The sequence below is a fragment of the Arthrobacter sp. efr-133-TYG-104 genome (assembly GCF_030208915.1).
In the GTDB taxonomy this organism is placed as follows: Bacteria; Actinomycetota; Actinomycetes; order Actinomycetales; family Micrococcaceae; genus Arthrobacter.
This window is the reverse complement of sequence record NZ_JARVTA010000002.1, coordinates 261,493-278,393: the sequence shown is the minus strand read 5'-3', so window position 1 is coordinate 278,393 and position 16,901 is coordinate 261,493. Positions and strand designations below refer to the sequence as shown.

The following is a 16,901-nucleotide window of genomic DNA, read 5'->3' as shown; positions in this document are numbered from 1 at the left end:
AAGGCCCTGTAATGGAGCTCCCCGTCTGGTTCGAGATCGGCTCATTCGTCGTCCTCGGAATCATTTTGCTGATTGACCTTCTCCTGGTGCTCAAGCGCCCCCACGAACCTTCAATGAAGGAAGCCGGACTGTGGGTCGGTTTCTACGTTGCCTTGGCGATGATCTTCGCCGCTGCAATGTTCTACTTCACCGGCCCGGAATACGGCGGCCAGTTCATCGCCGGCTGGGTCACTGAGTACAGCCTGAGTATCGATAACCTGTTCGTCTTCATCATCATCATGGCGCGCTTCTCGGTGCCCCGGAAGTATCAGCAGGAAGTGTTGATGGTAGGCATCATCATCGCGCTGGTACTTCGCGGAATCTTTATAGCCTTGGGCGCTGTGGTCATTGTGCAGTTCAGCTGGATCTTCTACATCTTCGGAGCCTTCCTCTTGTGGACGGCCTGGAAGCAGGCGCGCGACACTGGCGAAGACGAGGAGGAGGGCGTTGAAAACCCGCTGATTGCCCGTCTCCGCCGCGTGTTGCCGATGTCCGAAAAGTTCGACGGCGGCAAGCTCCGGACCGTGGTTGGGGGCAAGAAGGTTTTCACGCCCATGCTGATCGTTTTTGTGACCATCGGCCTCACTGACCTGCTGTTCGCCGTCGACTCCATCCCGGCGATCTTTGGCCTCACTCAAAGCGCTTTCATCGTGTTCACGGCCAACATTTTCGCCCTGATGGGCTTGCGTCAGCTGTATTTCCTACTCGGCGGCCTAATGACGCGTCTCGTTTACCTCAAGCACGCCCTGTCAGTGATCTTGGCCTTCATCGGCGTCAAACTGGTCCTCCACGCGATGCATGTCAACGAGCTTCCGTTCATCAACGGAGGCCATCACATCGCGTGGGCACCTGAGATTCCGACGTATGTTTCCTTGGCGGTCATCATGGGCACCATCATCGTGGCCGTCATCGCCAGTTTGATGAGTCCAGCAGGCCGCCAGGCGGAGCTGGACGCGCGCCTGGAGGAGGATGCGAAGAAGAGTCACAGCCAAGCGGATTAGCCCGCAGGCAGCAGCGGCCGCGCACCAATGTGTGCACGGCCGCTGCTGGTCGGTCCTGGCTTATTCGGCCGACCGGACCAAGGCCAAGAGCCGCCCGAAGATACCCTCACCGTCTTCACCGATGCCGTCGTGGTGGAAGTCGCCGGTCACCCAGGGTTCCAGTCCATGGACGGCCGCTGCTGTTTCCATTGAAAGCGCATGATCCACATAGATGTCGTCTTTATAGACTGCCGCCGCAACCGGGACGGTGTTCGCGGCCAATTGACGACGGTCATACAGTGGGCCCCAGTCGTCCTTTTCGGCCAGCAGTGCAGCAACCTCGCGGAACGGAACCAAGGCTGGATCCTGCTCGAAGTACCACGGATACACCATCTCGCCGGTTAGCAGTGGTGACTCGGCGTCGGGCTGGAATTCCGCGAACTGCTCCAGCACCCGCCAGGCCGCCCACTTAGTGGCTTGGCCTTGCCCATAAATAGATTCGTGCAAAACGGCGTAGAGCGGATTTGCCGCCCGGCTGACCAGTCCCCGGACTTGCTCCAGAAATGCCTCAGACAGTCGAGGCCCGTCCGGGGTGGTGATGAAGGCATCCTCCAGCAGGTAATGCAATGCATCAACCCGGGCGTTGCCACCCAGGAATGAGCCCACCATTTGGAAGCGCTCGGGGGTCAACCGCTCGCCGCTGGCCAGGTATTCCGGGACGTCCCGAAGATGGCGCATGATGCGGTTGACCTCGTCACGGTCCTCGGGATACCAGGAAAAGTACTCGGAATTCCGCGCCGCTACCCTGCGAAAGGTTGCTTGGTACACACGGTCGGCAGCGCCGTGCAGGGGAGCAAGGCCGCCGGTGATGAGAACTTCCCGTAAACCGACGGGTGCGAAAGACAGATACGTTAGGGCGCAAAATCCGCCGAAGCTCTGCCCCAACACCGACCAAGGTGCCGAGCCCAGGGTGCGCCGGATGTGCTCGGCGTCCGCCACGATCGAGTCAGCACGAAAATGCGTCAGGTATTCCGCTTGGGCCGTGGCGTTCCCGCGCAGTCTTAGCGACTGGTACTCCACCGGCGTGGACAGGCCAGTTCCTCGCTGGTCCAGCATCAGGATACGGAACTCTTTGGCCGCGGCTTTCATCCAGCCGGACAGGGATGTAACCCTGTTCCCACGTCCGCCCGGGCCTCCCTGGAGAAACAACAACCACGGCAGGTTTTCGGCCTCTTCCGGAGTGTGCTTCGTGGATGAATATTCGCGCGCGAACACGGTGATGGTCTCGCCGTCGTTGTCCGGCCGCTCATCGCTGGCAGCTGTGTGCACCAACGGCACCGTGAAGTAGTGCTCTACCGTGCGGAGACCACGGAATTCGTGGCGGCCCCTGATCAGGTGACCTTCAACCACCTGCTCTTCGGTCAGTTGGCCTTCAGCCACGAGCGAGGGCCGCAGTGGACTGGGCCGCGGAGGTCTGGGCCGCGGAGGCGCCGTAGGATGCCAGCGCTTCACCGGTCAGCCGGAAAGTGGACCACTCATCCATGGAGTACGCGCCGAGGTTCTTGTAGAAGTTGATGGAAGGCTCGTTCCACTTAAGGACGCTCCATTCGACGCGTGCATAGCCGCGTTCGACGGCGGTGGCGGCCAAGTGCTGGAGCAGGGCCTTGCCGTGTCCTTCCCCTCGCGCATCCGGCTCCACATAGAGGTCCTCGAGGTAGATGCCGTGAACTCCCTCCCAGGTGGAGTAATTCAGGAACCACAGGGCGAAGCCCTGAACGGTCCCGGCAGAGTTCTCGGCCATGGTGGCATACACCCGGGGGTTCTCACCGAAAAGTGCGTCCGTGAGCATGGCCGGGGTGTTTTTTACCGCGTCCGGTTCCTTTTCATAGATCGCCAGATCATGGATCATGCGCAAGATCGCGGGGATGTCTTCAACGGTGGCAGGACGGATTACACTCATGCACCGAGCTTACTAGGGCAAGCCGAAGGGCAAGCCGGCCGCAACTCATCACCAAGCAAGCGCGGACGAACCGTAGCTGACCGGCGGTTTGGTAAAGGCGAGCTGGACGCCGTCGACAAGAAGGGGAGGCCCGACGAAGCGTAGACGGCCGTAGTGGCTATCCAGGAAGTGGTACTCCGGCTCCGGCATACTTTCAGCCGGGACGGGACGATCGGCCGCCGTCACGCGATAGAGTTCCTCGGCCGTACGCGCCAACGACATCCGAGCAGCGCTCCCCACCCCAGTGACAAGCCGTTCCCCCAACAGAGCCAGCACCGCAGCGGCCAAGCCGTAGCCCGTGGCGTGGTCGAGGGCTTGGACGGGCAGCGCTCCGGGCCTCCAGCCGCTTTGACCTTCCGTTCCGTACTGGGCCGCGATTCCGCAGGCTGCCTGCACCAGGCTGTCAAAACCACGGCGTCCGTCCCATGGGCCGCCACGGCCCCAGGCGCTCAATGTCGCAATCACCGTTCCGGGGTTCCGCGACATCAGGGAGTCCGGATCCAATCTGAAACGTTGCAACGCGCCGTCGCGATATCCGCTCACCACGACGTCGGCAGAGGCCGCAAGCGCCTGCACCCGTTCCACAACGCGATTGTCGCGGAAGTCAGCCACCGTGCTGCGCTTGTTGAATCCTGAATCAATGAACGCATCAGGCAGTTCGGGGATGGACGGGGGATCGATGCGGAGGACGTCTGCTCCCAATGCAGCAAGGACACGGGTAGCCGTGGGGCCGGCGATGACCCGGGTCAAGTCCAGGACTTTAAGGTGCGCCAGCGGTGTCATGGGGTCGGTTGACGGAAGCCACGACGACGGGCGATGTTCCCCGGATTTCGGTGGAGGGGTCAAACTGATCCAGGGCCCGGAGCGTGCCGCTTGGTACATCGGGCTCATGAGCCATTCGCCGCGTGTCCGCACAGCAGCGGCTACACCACCGGCCGCCACAATGGCATGCTCTGCATCCACCGCTGCCTGGGACAGCAGGGCGCGCACCACACCTTCAGGATCCGAAGCACCGAGTGCGGCCATTAGGGCGGCGGCGTGGTGCGGGTAATTGGCATGGAGCCGGATCCAGCCGTCCGAGGTTTGCCGGAATCCTGACATGGGTCCAAAGCTCTGTGACTCTCGCCCGTCAACTCGCAGGTGTGCCAGCGAATTAAAGGCAGCCGAGGCCGCTGCGGAAGAGACCGTGTACCTTTCCGCCGCGCCGGTTAGGGCGTTTAGTGCGGTTGCGGTGGCCTGCACGGCACCCAAGGCAAGACCTTCGACGTCGAGCGGTCCATCCCACCAGCGTCGCGGACCTACAACCGGCGCCGGCGGCTGCCCATCAAGGGCGGCCACCTGACGGAGACTGGCGGTGAGGTCCGGAACTGAAGCCACAGCTCTGGTCCTAGAGCCTGTTCACGTCCGTGACGCGCACTGCTGCCGTTCCGGTTTCATCGGAGGCAGCCAGGTCGATTTCCGCGGAGATTCCCCAGTCATGGTTGTGGGCCGGGTCGTCGAAGATTTGGCGGACTTTCCAGATGCCGGGTTCTTCGGTGATGATCAGGAGCCCGGGGCCCCGGGCATCGGGACCGGTGCCAATGTCGTCGTGTTCGTCGAAATAGTCGTCCAGGACTTCTTCCCAACGCTCGGCGTCCCAGCCGGACTCGGCATCCAGTTCACCCAGGGCGGCCGAATCCTCGTCAGCGAAGAGCTCCACCCTACGGAACATTTCGTTCCTGACCATCACCCGGAAAGCCCGGGCATTGGACGTCAGGGACGGCGGCAGCGGCGGCGGAGCATCGTGCGGAGTGGGGGTGAGGCCGGAAGTGAGCTCCTCCCATTCGTCCAACAGGCTGGAGTCCACTTGGCGCACCAGTTCACCCAACCACGCAATAAGGTCCTCAAGGTCCTCGCGGAGCAAGTCCTGGGGGACAGTCTGCCTGAGGGCGCGGTAGCCGTCAGCGAGGTATCGCAACACGATGCCCTCGGAGCGGGCCAAGCCGTAAAACTGGACAAACTCGCCGAAGTTCATGGCGCGCTCGTACATATCCCGGATGATCGATTTCGGTGCCAGCTCGAAGTCTCCCACCCAAGGCGCGGCTTTGCGGTAGACCTCGAACGCTTCGCCGAGTATCTCCGCCAAAGGCATAGGGTAGGTGACCTCGTCCAGCAGGGCCATGCGTTGGTCGTACTCCATGCCCTCGGCCTTCATTGCCGCCACGGCCTCGCCGCGTGCTTTCTTCTGCTGGGCCGAGAGAATCTGTCGCGGCTTCTCCAGCGTGGATTCAATGACCGAAACAACATCAAGGGCATACGACGGCGACTCCGGGTCCAGGAGCTCGAGCGCCGCCAAAGCGAAAGGCGAAAGGGGCTGGTTGAGGGCAAAGTTTGCTTGCAGGTGCACAGTCAGCCGCACAGACCGGCCCTCGGCGTCGCGCTCATCCTCCGGGATGCGTTCCACTACCCCCGCGGCCAGGAGTTCCCGGTAGATTCCCAGTGCCTTCTTCATCAGCTTCAACTGGGCCGGACGGCTTTCATGGTTCTCGGTGAGCAGGCGGCGCGCTGCGTGGAAGGGGTCTCCGGGCCGTTCCATGAGGTTCAGCAGCATGGCGTGGGAAACGGAGAAGCTGGAGGTGAGGGGATCCGGGACGGACTCCACCAGTCGCGTAAACGTAGGTTCGCCCCAGGACACAAAGCCCTCTGGCGGCTTCTTCTTGACCACTTGCCGGAGCTTCTTCTGGTCATCGCCGAACTTGGCAGTGGCCTTGGCCATGGCTTTGGTGTTTTCCACCACGTGCTCCGGCGCCTGCACCACCACCGTGCCCGCAGTGTCGTAACCCGCCCTGCCGGCACGACCGGCAATTTGGTGGAACTCACGGGAGTTGAGCACCCGGGTGCGTACGCCGTCGTACTTGCTCAATGCCGTGAGCAGCACGGTTCGGATGGGGACGTTGATGCCCACACCCAAAGTGTCGGTACCGCAAATCACTTTCAGGAGGCCGGCCTGTGCAAGCTGTTCCGCCAAGCGCCGGTACTTCGGCAGCATGCCGGCGTGATGCACGCCTATGCCGTGCCGGACCAGCCTGTTGAGGGTCTTGCCAAACCCGGCGGCGAAGCGGAAACCGGCGATCAGCTCGGCGATGCGGTCCTTTTCGTCCCGGCTGCACATGTTGATGCTCATCAGGTTCTGGGCGCGCTCGATCGCTTCGGCCTGACTGAAATGCACCACATAGACCGGAACCTGCTTGGTGGCGAGAAGTTCTTCCAACGTCTCGTGGACCGGGGTCAGGTGGTAGTAGTAATGGAGCGGAATGGGTCGTTCAGCTGAGCTGACAGTGGTGGTGGCGCGGCCCGTGAGCTCGGACAGTCCTGCTTCGAACCGGGATACGTCCCCGAGGGTGGCGGACATCAACAGGAATTGGGCCTGCGGCAGTTCCAGCAGCGGTACTTGCCACGCCCAGCCACGCTGCGGATCAGAGTAGAAATGGAATTCGTCCATGATCACAGCGCCCAATTCCGCTGCAGCGCCCTCGCGCAAGGCAATATTGGCCAGGATCTCGGCCGTGCAACAGATGATCGGCGCGTCTTGGTTCACCCCCGAGTCTCCCGTGATCATGCCAACGTTTTCCGCCCCAAAAATCTCGCAGAGGGCAAAGAACTTTTCCGACACCAATGCCTTGATCGGCGCGGTGTAGTAGCTGCGACGGCCCCGGGACATTGCTTCGAAGTGGGCGGCAATAGCTACCAGGGATTTACCCGAGCCGGTGGGGGTGGCGAGGATGACGTTGGCACCGGAAGCAAGCTCCATGATGGCCTCGTCCTGGGCAGGGTAAAGCTGCAGTCCCCGGCTTTCGGTCCATTCCACAAAACGCGTGTATATCTCGTCGGGCCCAAGGGATTCGGCATCGGCGGAACCGGGAAGCTGCTCAAGAAGTTTCATTGGTTTCCAGCTTAGTGCCCGCACGGTTTAGGCTCAGCCCAAGAGTGATGGGTGAGCGAGGGGGCTTTCGTGAAATGGGATCCGGCCGTTTACAGGCAGTTCGGCGATCATCGGGACCGGCCGTTCCATGACCTCCTTGCCCGGGTAGGGGCGGAGCGGCCGCACGCAGTGGTGGACCTCGGATGCGGAACCGGCCACCTGACTGCCACCCTGGCTGCGCGCTGGCCGGATGCCCGGATTGTTGGCGTGGATTCCTCGGAGGAGATGCTTACCAAGGCCCGCGCCGATGAGGCCGTGAACCGCTTCGTGGAGTTTCAACTGGGTGATATCTCTGAGTGGCAGCCCGATGCCGACACCGATGTGGTGGTGACCAACGCCGCGCTCCAGTGGGTACCGGGACACGAAAAGATGCTGGCGGACTGGTTGCAGGCGCTGAAGCCAGGCGCTTGGTTCGCCCTCCAGGTGCCGGGCAATTTCACCTCCCCATCGCATGTCTTGATGCGCCGGCTCGCCGAGTCCGCCCGGTGGCGAACGCGCTTGGGCGGGGTGCTGAGGCACGATGACGCTGTTGCCGCACCTTCGGAATACCTTGGCATCATGCTCGACGCCGGATGCGAGGCCGACGCTTGGGAAACCACTTACCAGCAACTGTTGCCCGGAGAGAACCCCGTCCTTGAATGGGTGCGGGGGACTGGGCTGCGGCCCGTCCTCGCTGCCTTGACGGGGGAGGAATCCGCAGAGTTCGAACAGGAATACTCAGAGCTGCTCCGGGATGCTTACCCGGCCACAGCGCACGGAACGGTTTTCCCGTTCCGGCGCATCTTCGCAGTGGCACGTAAGGGCTCATGAGCATGTCCGCTGGCAGATCCTTGTTCCAGACCGCCGTCTTGTTCCGGGCCGCCGTCGCTGGTCTAATTCTTGGCATGGATGAAGGTAGTTTCGTGCCGCCGCAGGGCGGGCCCGCGTCAAGGCTTGGCCGGGTCCCGCGATGAGCCCGGCGGACGATTTCCCGGGCACGTGGCGGCCAAACTCCAGCAGTGCAGTCGCCCTCTTTGACCAACTGAGGCTTCGCATTATCGAGCTGGTTGACTCCGGGGTGCTTGCCGTCGGCGCCAAACTGCCTCCGGTGCGGAACCTCGCCGGCGCGTTGGACGTGGCGCCGCATACGGTTGCCCGCGCCTATAAGGAATTGGAGGCTGCCGGCGTCGTCGCTACCCGGGGCCGCAATGGAACTATCGTGTGCCCGAGGGATGACCGTTGGGGCGCGCTGGCAAGTGTTGCCGCTGAATACGCTGCGGCGTCCAAAGCCCAAGGTGCCTCCTTTGCCGAAGCGGTCCAACTCCTGGCCGCGGCCTACGATGCGGACTGATCCCGGCCGATGCGGACCCGTACCCGCCAGTAGCGTGTGAGGAACGACATGGAAATTCGAAGAAGTTTTCGATTAGCATTGGTAGGTGCCCAAAGCCTTAGCTGACGATACAGCCCTCGAATCCCTCACCAGCGTTTCCGTTGTTGCCGAAACCAAGTCCTCCCGGCCGGACCTGTCCCGCCTGGTGGTCAAGGGTGCTCGGGAACACAACCTGCGCAATGTGGATCTGGATCTGCCCCGCGACGCCATGATCGTGTTTACGGGCCTCTCCGGTTCAGGTAAATCTTCCTTGGCGTTCGACACGATCTTTGCTGAAGGGCAGCGCCGGTACGTCGAATCCCTGTCCGCCTACGCGCGCCAGTTCCTGGGCCAGGTGGACAAACCGGATGTCGATTTCATCGAAGGCCTGTCGCCCGCTGTGTCGATCGACCAGAAGTCAACGAGCAAGAACCCCCGCTCCACGGTGGGAACCATCACGGAGATCTACGACTACATGCGGTTGCTCTGGGCCCGCGTCGGGCGCCCGCACTGCCCTGTGTGTGGCGAGCCGATCACCAAGCAAACTCCGCAGCAGATCGTCGACCAACTCCTGGAACTGGAGACGGGCACGCGTTTCCAGGTGCTGGCGCCCGTGGTTCGTGGGCGCAAGGGCGAATTCGTTGAGCTCTTCAAGGAGCTGACGGCCAAGGGGTACTCCCGCGCCCGCGTGGATGGGGAGCTTATCCAACTCAATGATGCTCCCAAGCTCGGAAAGCAGTTCAAGCACACCATCGAGGTTGTGGTGGACCGCTTGGTGGTCAAGGAGGGAATCAGCCAGCGGCTCACGGATTCCGTGGAAACGGCACTGGGCCTGGCAGAAGGCCGCGTCCTGGTTGAATTCGTTGATGTCGAGGCCGATGACCCGGCCCGTATCAGGGCCTTCTCGGAAAACCTGGCGTGCCCTAACGAACACCCGTTGGCCATTGACGAAATCGAGCCCCGCTCTTTCTCATTCAACAATCCCTTCGGTGCTTGTTCGGCGTGCAGTGGCATCGGGACCAAGCTGGAAGTGGACGAGGAACTTATTATCCCCAACCCCGAGCTTTCACTCGGGGAGGGCGCCATTGCGCCGTGGGCACTCGGAACAGCCACCACCGAATACTGGACCAGGCTCCTGGAGGGGCTGTCCCACGAGCTCGGCTTTTCCATGAAGACCCCGTGGGAGAAGCTCTCCAAGGATGTGCGGAATACGGTTCTTCACGGCAAGGACCACAAAGTTGTTGTCCAGTACAAGAACCGTTTTGGCCGCGAACGTAAATACAGCACCGGATTCGAAGGCGCCATCCAGTACGTGCACAGGAAGCACGGCGAAACCGATTCGGACTGGGCCCGGGACCGCTACGAAGAATACATGCGGCAGGTACCGTGCCCCGCATGCAACGGCGCGCGCCTCAACCCGGCGTCGTTGTCAGTGCTCATCAACGGCAAGTCCATCGCTGAGGTCGCAGCATTGCCTATGCGCGATTGTGCGGCCTTCCTGGGAGGCTTGACCCTTACGGACAGGGAAGCCCAGATTGCCAACCAAGTCCTGAAGGAAATTCAAGCGCGGCTTACCTTCCTTCTCGACGTCGGTTTGGAGTACCTGAACCTTGAACGGGCATCGGGAACCTTGTCCGGCGGTGAGGCACAGCGCATCCGGTTGGCTACCCAGATCGGGTCTGGACTTGTGGGTGTCCTCTACGTCCTGGACGAACCGTCCATCGGGTTGCATCAGCGCGACAACCGTCGGTTGATCGAAACCTTGACCCGGCTCCGGGACCTCGGCAATACGCTGATTGTTGTCGAGCACGATGAAGACACCATCCACGAGGCGGACTGGATCGTAGACATCGGCCCCGGTGCGGGTGAGCACGGCGGTCAAGTAGTGCACTCAGGCACGTACAAGGACCTCCTGGCCAACACGGAGTCCCTGACGGGTGACTACCTGTCCGGCCGGCGTCGAATCGAGATTCCCGCCAAGCGCCGCAAATACGACAAAAAGCGTGAGTTGAAGGTGATCGGGGCCAAGGAGAACAACCTCGACAACGTTGATGCCACGTTCCCGCTGGGGCTCTTCACCGCCGTGACGGGAGTCAGCGGCTCCGGTAAGTCCACGCTGGTCAACGAAATCCTGTACAAGGTTCTCGCCAATAAACTTAACGGTGCCAAGCAGGTAGCGGGCCGCCACCGGAGCGTTGCCGGCCTCGAACATCTGGACAAGGTAGTGCACGTCGACCAAAGCCCCATTGGACGCACCCCACGGTCCAACCCGGCGACGTACACGGGAGTCTTTGACAACATCCGCAAGCTGTTCGCTGAGACCACAGAGGCGAAGGTCCGGGGTTACTTGCCCGGTCGCTTCTCCTTCAACGTCAAGGGCGGACGCTGTGAGGCCTGTTCGGGCGACGGGACGCTGAAGATCGAGATGAACTTCCTCCCCGATGTCTACGTCCCCTGCGAAGTGTGCCACGGGGCCCGGTACAACCGCGAGACCCTTGAGGTCCACTACAAGGGAAAGACCATTGCGGACGTCCTCAATATGCCCATCGAAGAAGGCGCTGAGTTCTTTGCAGCGTTCACTCCGATTGCCCGGCACTTGAAGACCTTGGTGGACGTGGGCCTGGGTTACGTACGGCTTGGGCAGCCCGCTACCACCCTCTCCGGCGGCGAGGCGCAGCGCGTCAAGCTTGCTGCGGAACTGCAGAAGCGCTCCAATGGCCGTAGCATCTACGTTTTGGACGAGCCCACAACCGGCCTGCACTTTGAGGACATCCGGAAGTTACTGATGGTTCTCCAGGGCTTGGTGGACAAGGGCAACACGGTCATCACCATTGAACACAACCTGGACGTGATCAAGTCCGCGGACTGGATCGTGGATCTGGGACCCAACGGCGGTTCAGGCGGCGGCAAAATCGTCGCCACGGGCACCCCGGAACAAGTAGCAAAGTCAGCAGATAGCCATACGGCTACGTTCTTGGCTGAAATTCTGGGATAGGGCAGAAACGCTTCGACCTGCTTTTTGCCAAAGGAATATCTGCGGAGACCGAAGTATTCCGGTAGCGGCATGCGAGTTTCAAGCATGCCGCTACTCGTGAGAAACTAAGCCGGTGACTCAAAAAATGGTGCCCGCAATATTCGATCTGGACGGCACCCTCGTCGATCCAGCCGGCGGTATTACGGGGGGAATAGCGGCGGCCCTCGAAGAGATGGGCCTACCGGTTCCGCAGCAATCCGTTTTGAATTCCATGGTGGGGCCGAAGCTGAGCGATTCCTTGCTCCATCTGGCGAATGTGCCCGTCGAATTAGTGGATGAGATCATTGCGCGCTATCGGGTCCACTACAGGCAGTACGGAATACCCCAAAGCACGCTGTACCCCGGGGTATACGACCTCCTTGAGTCCTTTGCACGCGCTGGACGTCCGGTGGCCGTAGCCACCCAAAAGCCACAAGCATTGGCCCGGCTCGTCCTGGAGCACCACGGAATTGCCCGCTTCTTCGTGACCATCCAAGGCGCCGCGGATGACGAGTCCGTGGCCGCCAATTCGGCGCCAGGCAAAGTCGAGATAGTTGCGGCAGCATTGGCGGGCCTCAACTCCCAAACAGCGGTGATGGTGGGGGACCGGCACCAGGACGTCGCCGGAGCGATGGCGAACGGCTTGGATTGCATCGGTGTGAGCTGGGGGTTCGCCCCCGATGGTGAACTTGCGGAAGCCGGCGCGGTCGCCGTCGCCAGCAATGCGTTGGAACTGCAGCGGGCCATCGAACAATTGGACGCTGTCAGGGTGGCGGCCTTGAGCGAGGTGCACAACGATGGCAGTCTTTGATGCGATTCGGTGGACCACCCGCGGCTTGGTCTCCTCCACCTGCCGTCCCACGGTCATCGGGCTGGAGAACGTCCCCCAAGAAGGTCCGTTTATCGTCGCACCCAACCACCTCTCGTTTTTGGACAGTGTGATCGTGCAGGCCCTGATGCCGCGCCCTGTTGCGTTCTTTGCCAAGGCCGAGTACTTCACCACCAAGGGCATCAAGGGCGCCGTTATGAAGTCCTTCTTCGAGGCGGTCGGGTCCATTCCCGTTGAACGTGGTGAGCAGGCCGCCAGCGTGCAGGCGTTGAAGACTCTCCTGGATATTTTGGAGTCCGGGAAAGGGATCGGCATCTACCCCGAGGGCACCAGGTCCCGCGACGGAATCCTTTACCGCGGGCGCACTGGAGTTGGTTGGCTCGCCCTGACTACGGGGGCGCCCGTTATTCCGGTAGGCCTTATCGGCACTGAGAAGCTCCAGCCTGCCGGGAAGAACGCCGTCCGCCCGCAGCACTTCACCATGAAGGTTGGCGAACCGCTGTACTTCGAGAAGACCGGTCCCGACCACTCGTTGCCTGCCAGGCGGGAAGTAACGGACAAGATCATGGACGCCATCGCCTCGCTCAGCGGACAGGATAGGTCCACGAGCTACAACCAGAGCAAAACGGTCGACTAATGCCCCTCGCTGGGGACTACTAGACTGGAACCGTGGCAGATCCAGCAAGTTACCGACCCCAAACGGGGGAAATTCCCACCACTCCAGGCGTTTACAGGTTCCGCGATCCCCACGGCCGGGTCATCTACGTGGGAAAGGCCAAGAACCTTCGGTCACGGCTGAACTCATACTTCGCCAACCCCGCCGGTCTCCTACCTAAGACCCACGCCATGGTCCACGCTGCCAGCAGTGTTGAGTGGACGGTGGTAGGCAGCGAACTCGAATCACTCCAGCTGGAATACACCTGGATCAAAGAATTCAAGCCCCGGTTCAACGTGGTTTTCCGGGATGACAAGACGTATCCGTACCTCGCCGTCACCATGGGGGAGAAGTTCCCTCGGGTACAGGTCATGCGCGGTGAGCGGAAGAAGGGCACCAAGTATTTCGGTCCCTATACCGCCGGAGCCATCCGCGAAACCATGGACACGCTGCTACGGGTATTCCCCGTCCGCAGCTGCAGTGCAGGGGTTTTCAAGCGGGCGAACGCCAGTGGACGCCCGTGCTTGCTGGGGTATATCGACAAATGCTCTGCTCCTTGCGTTGGCCGGGTAACTCCCGAAGAGCACCGCGACCTTGCGGAGGACTTTTGCTCATTCATGGGCGGTGAGGCCAAGCGCTTCATCAGCCGGCTGGAGAAGGACATGGCCGCGGCGGTAGCGGAGCTCGACTACGAACGCGCCGCCGGCCTCCGGGATGACATCATCGCCCTGCGAAAGGTCTTCGAACGGAACGCCGTGGTTCTTGCCGAGGACACGGACGCGGACATCTTCGCTTTGCACGAGGACGAACTTGAAGCCTCTGTCCAGGTTTTCCATGTCCGTGGCGGACGGGTGCGTGGCCAACGGGGCTGGGTGGTGGAGAAGGTGGAAGATGTCACGACGCCGGAACTCATCGAGCACTTGCTGCAGCAGGTATATGGGGAAGACAGCGAAGTCCAAGGCCGTCTCCCCCGGGAAGTGCTGGTGCCTGAAAACCCGAGCAATCATGAGGAATTAATGGAGTGGCTTGGCGGGTTGCGGGGCGCCAAAGTGGACATTCGGGTGCCCCAACGCGGGGATAAGGCCGCTTTGATGTCAACGGTCAGGGATAACGCCGAGCAGGCATTGAAATTGCACAAGACCCGCCGCGCCGGTGACATCACCGTGCGTTCGGTGGCTCTGCAGGAACTGCAGGAAGCGCTGGAGCTGCCTGTTCCGTTGTTGAGGATCGAGTGCTACGACATCTCGCACGTCCAAGGAACCAATGTGGTGGCATCCATGGTGGTGGTGGAGGACGGGCTGCCCAAAAAGTCGGATTACCGGAAGTTTTCCATCACAGGGCCAGCTGCTTCAGATGACACCGCGGCCATGCACGACGTACTGACGCGTCGGTTCAGGCACTACTTGACTGACAAGGCCGCACAAGTTCCGGTCGTCTCCGGCGAAATCGTGAATCCCACGCGCGCAGGCGCCAAGAGCGCTACGGAAGTTTCGACGTCGGACCCCTCCACGCCCGCGCCGAAGGCCAAGTTTGCCTATCCGCCCAACCTGGTTGTGGTGGACGGTGGCCAACCTCAGGTAAACGCCGCGGCCCGCGCCCTTGCCGAGCTGGGGATCGATGACGTGTATCTGGTGGGCCTCGCCAAACGGCTCGAAGAGGTCTGGCTGCCCAACAGCGATTTTCCCGTCATTTTGCCGCGGACGTCACAGGGACTGTACTTGCTCCAGCGCATCCGGGATGAAGCCCACCGCTTCGCCATCACGTTCCACCGGCAAAAGCGTGGCAAGGCCATGACTGTGTCGGCTTTGGACGGTGTGCCGGGGCTCGGCGAAGCGAAACGCAAAGCTTTGATTGCCGAATTTGGGTCCCTCAAGAAGATCAAAGCAGCGTCCGTTGCCGAGCTCACTTCCGCGAAAGGCATCGGGCCTACCTTGGCCGCTGCCGTCCTCGCGCACCTAGGATCCAGTAGCGAGGCCGACGACGTTGTTCCCGCGGTCAACATGACCACCGGCGAAATCCTCGAATCTTAGCTAGGGTAAGAACCTGGCCAGTGGAGACCACCGGCCAGGGCGTCATGCCATGTCAGAAGGCGGTACAAGCTGCAAACGATCACTTCCGATGAAACGGGGACAACTGATGGATGAGGCAACGGCCGGATTCGGTGCCGAGCAGGAGGACCTCACACCAGTGAAGCCGCCGGAGGCACAGCTTTTGGTTGTGACCGGGATGTCCGGGGCAGGACGAAGCACCGCCTCTGACGCCCTGGAGGACCATGGCTGGTACGTGGTGGACAACCTGCCCCCGCAGATGCTGGGGACCTTGGCAGAGATCGTTTCCCATGCGCCAAAGTCAATTCCCAAGCTCGCCGTCGTGGTCGACGTCCGGAGCAAGGATCTCTTCACCGATATCCAAACCGCGTTGGGCGCTTTGAGCGCCAGCGGAGTCTCCTTCCGCGTGCTGTTCCTCGACGCCAATGACGAAGTCCTGGTGCGCCGGTTCGAACAGGGGCGGCGGCCGCACCCGCTGCAGGGCGGAGGCCGGATTCTCGATGGCATCGGAGTGGAGCGCGAAGTCCTCCGCGAACTGCGCGAGCATGCGGACGTTGTCTTGGACACGTCGGACTTCAACGTCCATGGACTTGCCACGGCCATCACCGAGCTTTTCAGTGACACGGGGCCGGTGACGCTGCGGCTGAACGTCATGAGCTTCGGCTTCAAGTACGGCTTACCGGTGGATGCGAACTTTGTGGCGGACGCACGTTTTATCCCGAATCCGCACTGGGTTCCGCAGCTTCGTCCGCACACAGGGCTGGATGCCGATGTCAGCGCGTACGTTCTGGGTGCTGACGGTGTCCAGGAATTCGTGGACCGCTACGTGCAGGCGCTGGAGCCCGTCCTTGACGGCTACCGCCAGGAAAATAAGCATTACGCCACCTTGGCTGTCGGCTGTACGGGCGGCAAACACCGTTCCGTGGCCGTCGCCGTCGAACTGTCCAAACGGCTCGCCCAATTTCCGCGCGTGACGGTGACCACCGCGCACCGCGACCTGGGACGCGAGTAGTGGGTGTCCTGACCGGGCCGCTGCCGCTTATCCCTCCGAAGGGCGTGCCCGGCAGCCAGCAGAAGAAGAGTCCCTCGGTGGTCGCCTTGGGCGGTGGCCACGGACTGGCTGCCTCCTTGTCTGCCCTCCGGTTGTTGACTTCCGAATTGACGGCCATCGTCACAGTAGCGGACGACGGCGGCTCTTCGGGCCGCTTGCGGGACGAGTACGGCGTCCTCCCGCCGGGGGACCTGCGGATGGCGCTGAGTGCGCTCTGTGACGATACCGACTGGGGCCGCACGTGGCGGGACGTGATGCAGCACCGGTTCGACACAGGCTCGGCCAAGGGCGGATCGTTGGACCACCACGCGATGGGCAACTTGCTCATTGTTACGCTCTGGGAGCTCTTGGGCGATGCCGTGGCGGGCCTCAAGTGGGCAGGCGCCCTGTTGGGTGCGCGCGGTCAGGTTCTCCCGATGTCCAGCGTGCCCCTGACCATTGAGGGGCACGCCCGGGTGGACCTTGGCGACGGGCGGCACGAGCTTCAGCTGGTCCGGGGCCAAGCCAAGTGCGCGGTCGCCGGAAAGCTGGAGGACGTGCGGCTGCTTCCAGAGGACGCGCCTGCCTGCACCGAAGCTTTGACGGCCATCGAATTAGCGGACTGGGTGATCCTGGGCCCGGGTTCGTGGTACACGTCGGTGCTTCCGCACCTCCTCCTGCCCGAACTTCGGCAGGCACTCGGTGACACCGCGGCCAAGCGGTGCCTGACCATGAATCTCGACGTCGAAACCAAAGAGACATCCGGCATGACTGCGGCGGATCATTTGGACGTTTTACGCCGGTATGCACCGGAGTTCAGCGTCGACGTCGTCCTGGCTGATCCTGCTGCAATCCAGGATCTCAAGGCTTTCGAAAAGGCCGCCGGGATGATCGGTGCCGAGGTGGTGTTGGGTAGAGTAGGGGCGTCGAGGCGCCGCCCCGTCCATGATCCACTGCTGTTGGCAGCGGCGTACCACGATATTTTTGGGAACAGTTAGG

At 61.9% G+C, this 16,901-nt stretch carries 13 protein-coding genes; 9 read left to right on the top strand and 4 right to left on the bottom strand.

What is annotated here, in order from left to right:
* Positions 1-11: 11 nt before the first annotated feature.
* Complete coding sequence (locus tag QRN04_RS03485; protein WP_284974759.1) at positions 12-1,040, top strand: TerC family protein; 1,029 nt, start codon at positions 12-14, stop codon at positions 1,038-1,040.
* A gap of 60 nt (positions 1,041-1,100) precedes the next feature.
* Here QRN04_RS03485 and QRN04_RS03480 read toward each other — a convergent pair whose 3' ends face one another.
* The 4 genes from QRN04_RS03480 to QRN04_RS03465 are packed head-to-tail and all read right to left on the bottom strand — an operon-like array spanning position 1,101 to position 6,940.
* Positions 1,101-2,459, bottom strand: coding sequence for an alpha/beta fold hydrolase (locus QRN04_RS03480; RefSeq protein WP_284974758.1), 1,359 nt, complete (start codon positions 2,457-2,459; stop codon positions 1,101-1,103).
* A complete protein-coding gene (locus QRN04_RS03475) occupies positions 2,452-2,979 on the bottom strand; it encodes a GNAT family N-acetyltransferase (protein WP_284974757.1) in 528 nt (175 codons plus the stop codon). The genes QRN04_RS03480 and QRN04_RS03475 overlap by 8 nt, the downstream gene beginning before the upstream one ends.
* 48 nt (positions 2,980-3,027) lie before the next feature.
* Complete coding sequence (locus QRN04_RS03470) at positions 3,028-4,395, bottom strand: CoA transferase (protein WP_284974756.1); 1,368 nt, start codon at positions 4,393-4,395, stop codon at positions 3,028-3,030.
* A 10-nt stretch (positions 4,396-4,405) separates the two neighbouring features.
* The gene (locus QRN04_RS03465) at positions 4,406-6,940 is read right to left on the bottom strand and encodes a DEAD/DEAH box helicase (RefSeq protein WP_284974755.1); all 2,535 of its coding nucleotides are present in this window, start codon (positions 6,938-6,940) and stop codon (positions 4,406-4,408) included.
* Positions 6,941-7,009: 69 nt separating this feature from the next.
* Here QRN04_RS03465 and QRN04_RS03460 point away from each other — a divergent pair, with 69 nt between their 5' ends.
* From QRN04_RS03460 to QRN04_RS03425, 8 genes are all read left to right on the top strand, one after another.
* Positions 7,010-7,789 carry a trans-aconitate 2-methyltransferase gene (locus tag QRN04_RS03460; protein ID WP_284974754.1) on the top strand — a complete coding sequence of 260 codons (780 nt, stop codon included), beginning with the start codon at positions 7,010-7,012 and terminating at the stop codon, positions 7,787-7,789.
* Positions 7,790-7,928: 139 nt separating this feature from the next.
* The gene (locus QRN04_RS03455; RefSeq protein ID WP_284974753.1) at positions 7,929-8,309 is read left to right on the top strand and encodes a GntR family transcriptional regulator; all 381 of its coding nucleotides are present in this window, start codon (positions 7,929-7,931) and stop codon (positions 8,307-8,309) included.
* 85 nt (positions 8,310-8,394) lie between these two features.
* Positions 8,395-11,322 carry an excinuclease ABC subunit UvrA gene (gene uvrA / locus QRN04_RS03450; protein WP_284974752.1) on the top strand — a complete coding sequence of 976 codons (2,928 nt, stop codon included), beginning with the start codon at positions 8,395-8,397 and terminating at the stop codon, positions 11,320-11,322.
* A 112-nt stretch (positions 11,323-11,434) separates the two neighbouring features.
* Complete coding sequence (locus QRN04_RS03445; protein ID WP_284974751.1) at positions 11,435-12,151, top strand: HAD hydrolase-like protein; 717 nt, start codon at positions 11,435-11,437, stop codon at positions 12,149-12,151.
* Complete coding sequence (locus QRN04_RS03440; RefSeq protein ID WP_284974750.1) at positions 12,138-12,806, top strand: lysophospholipid acyltransferase family protein; 669 nt, start codon at positions 12,138-12,140, stop codon at positions 12,804-12,806. Before QRN04_RS03445 ends, QRN04_RS03440 begins: the two co-directional genes overlap by 14 nt.
* A gap of 32 nt (positions 12,807-12,838) precedes the next feature.
* The gene (gene uvrC, locus QRN04_RS03435) at positions 12,839-14,854 is read left to right on the top strand and encodes an excinuclease ABC subunit UvrC (protein WP_284974749.1); all 2,016 of its coding nucleotides are present in this window, start codon (positions 12,839-12,841) and stop codon (positions 14,852-14,854) included.
* Positions 14,855-14,960: 106 nt separating this feature from the next.
* Positions 14,961-15,884, top strand: a complete 924-nt coding sequence (gene rapZ / locus QRN04_RS03430) for an RNase adapter RapZ (protein WP_284974748.1) — start codon at positions 14,961-14,963, stop codon at positions 15,882-15,884.
* A complete protein-coding gene (locus QRN04_RS03425; RefSeq protein ID WP_284974747.1) occupies positions 15,884-16,900 on the top strand; it encodes a gluconeogenesis factor YvcK family protein in 1,017 nt (338 codons plus the stop codon). Before rapZ ends, QRN04_RS03425 begins: the two co-directional genes overlap by 1 nt.
* Position 16,901: the final 1 nt, after the last annotated feature.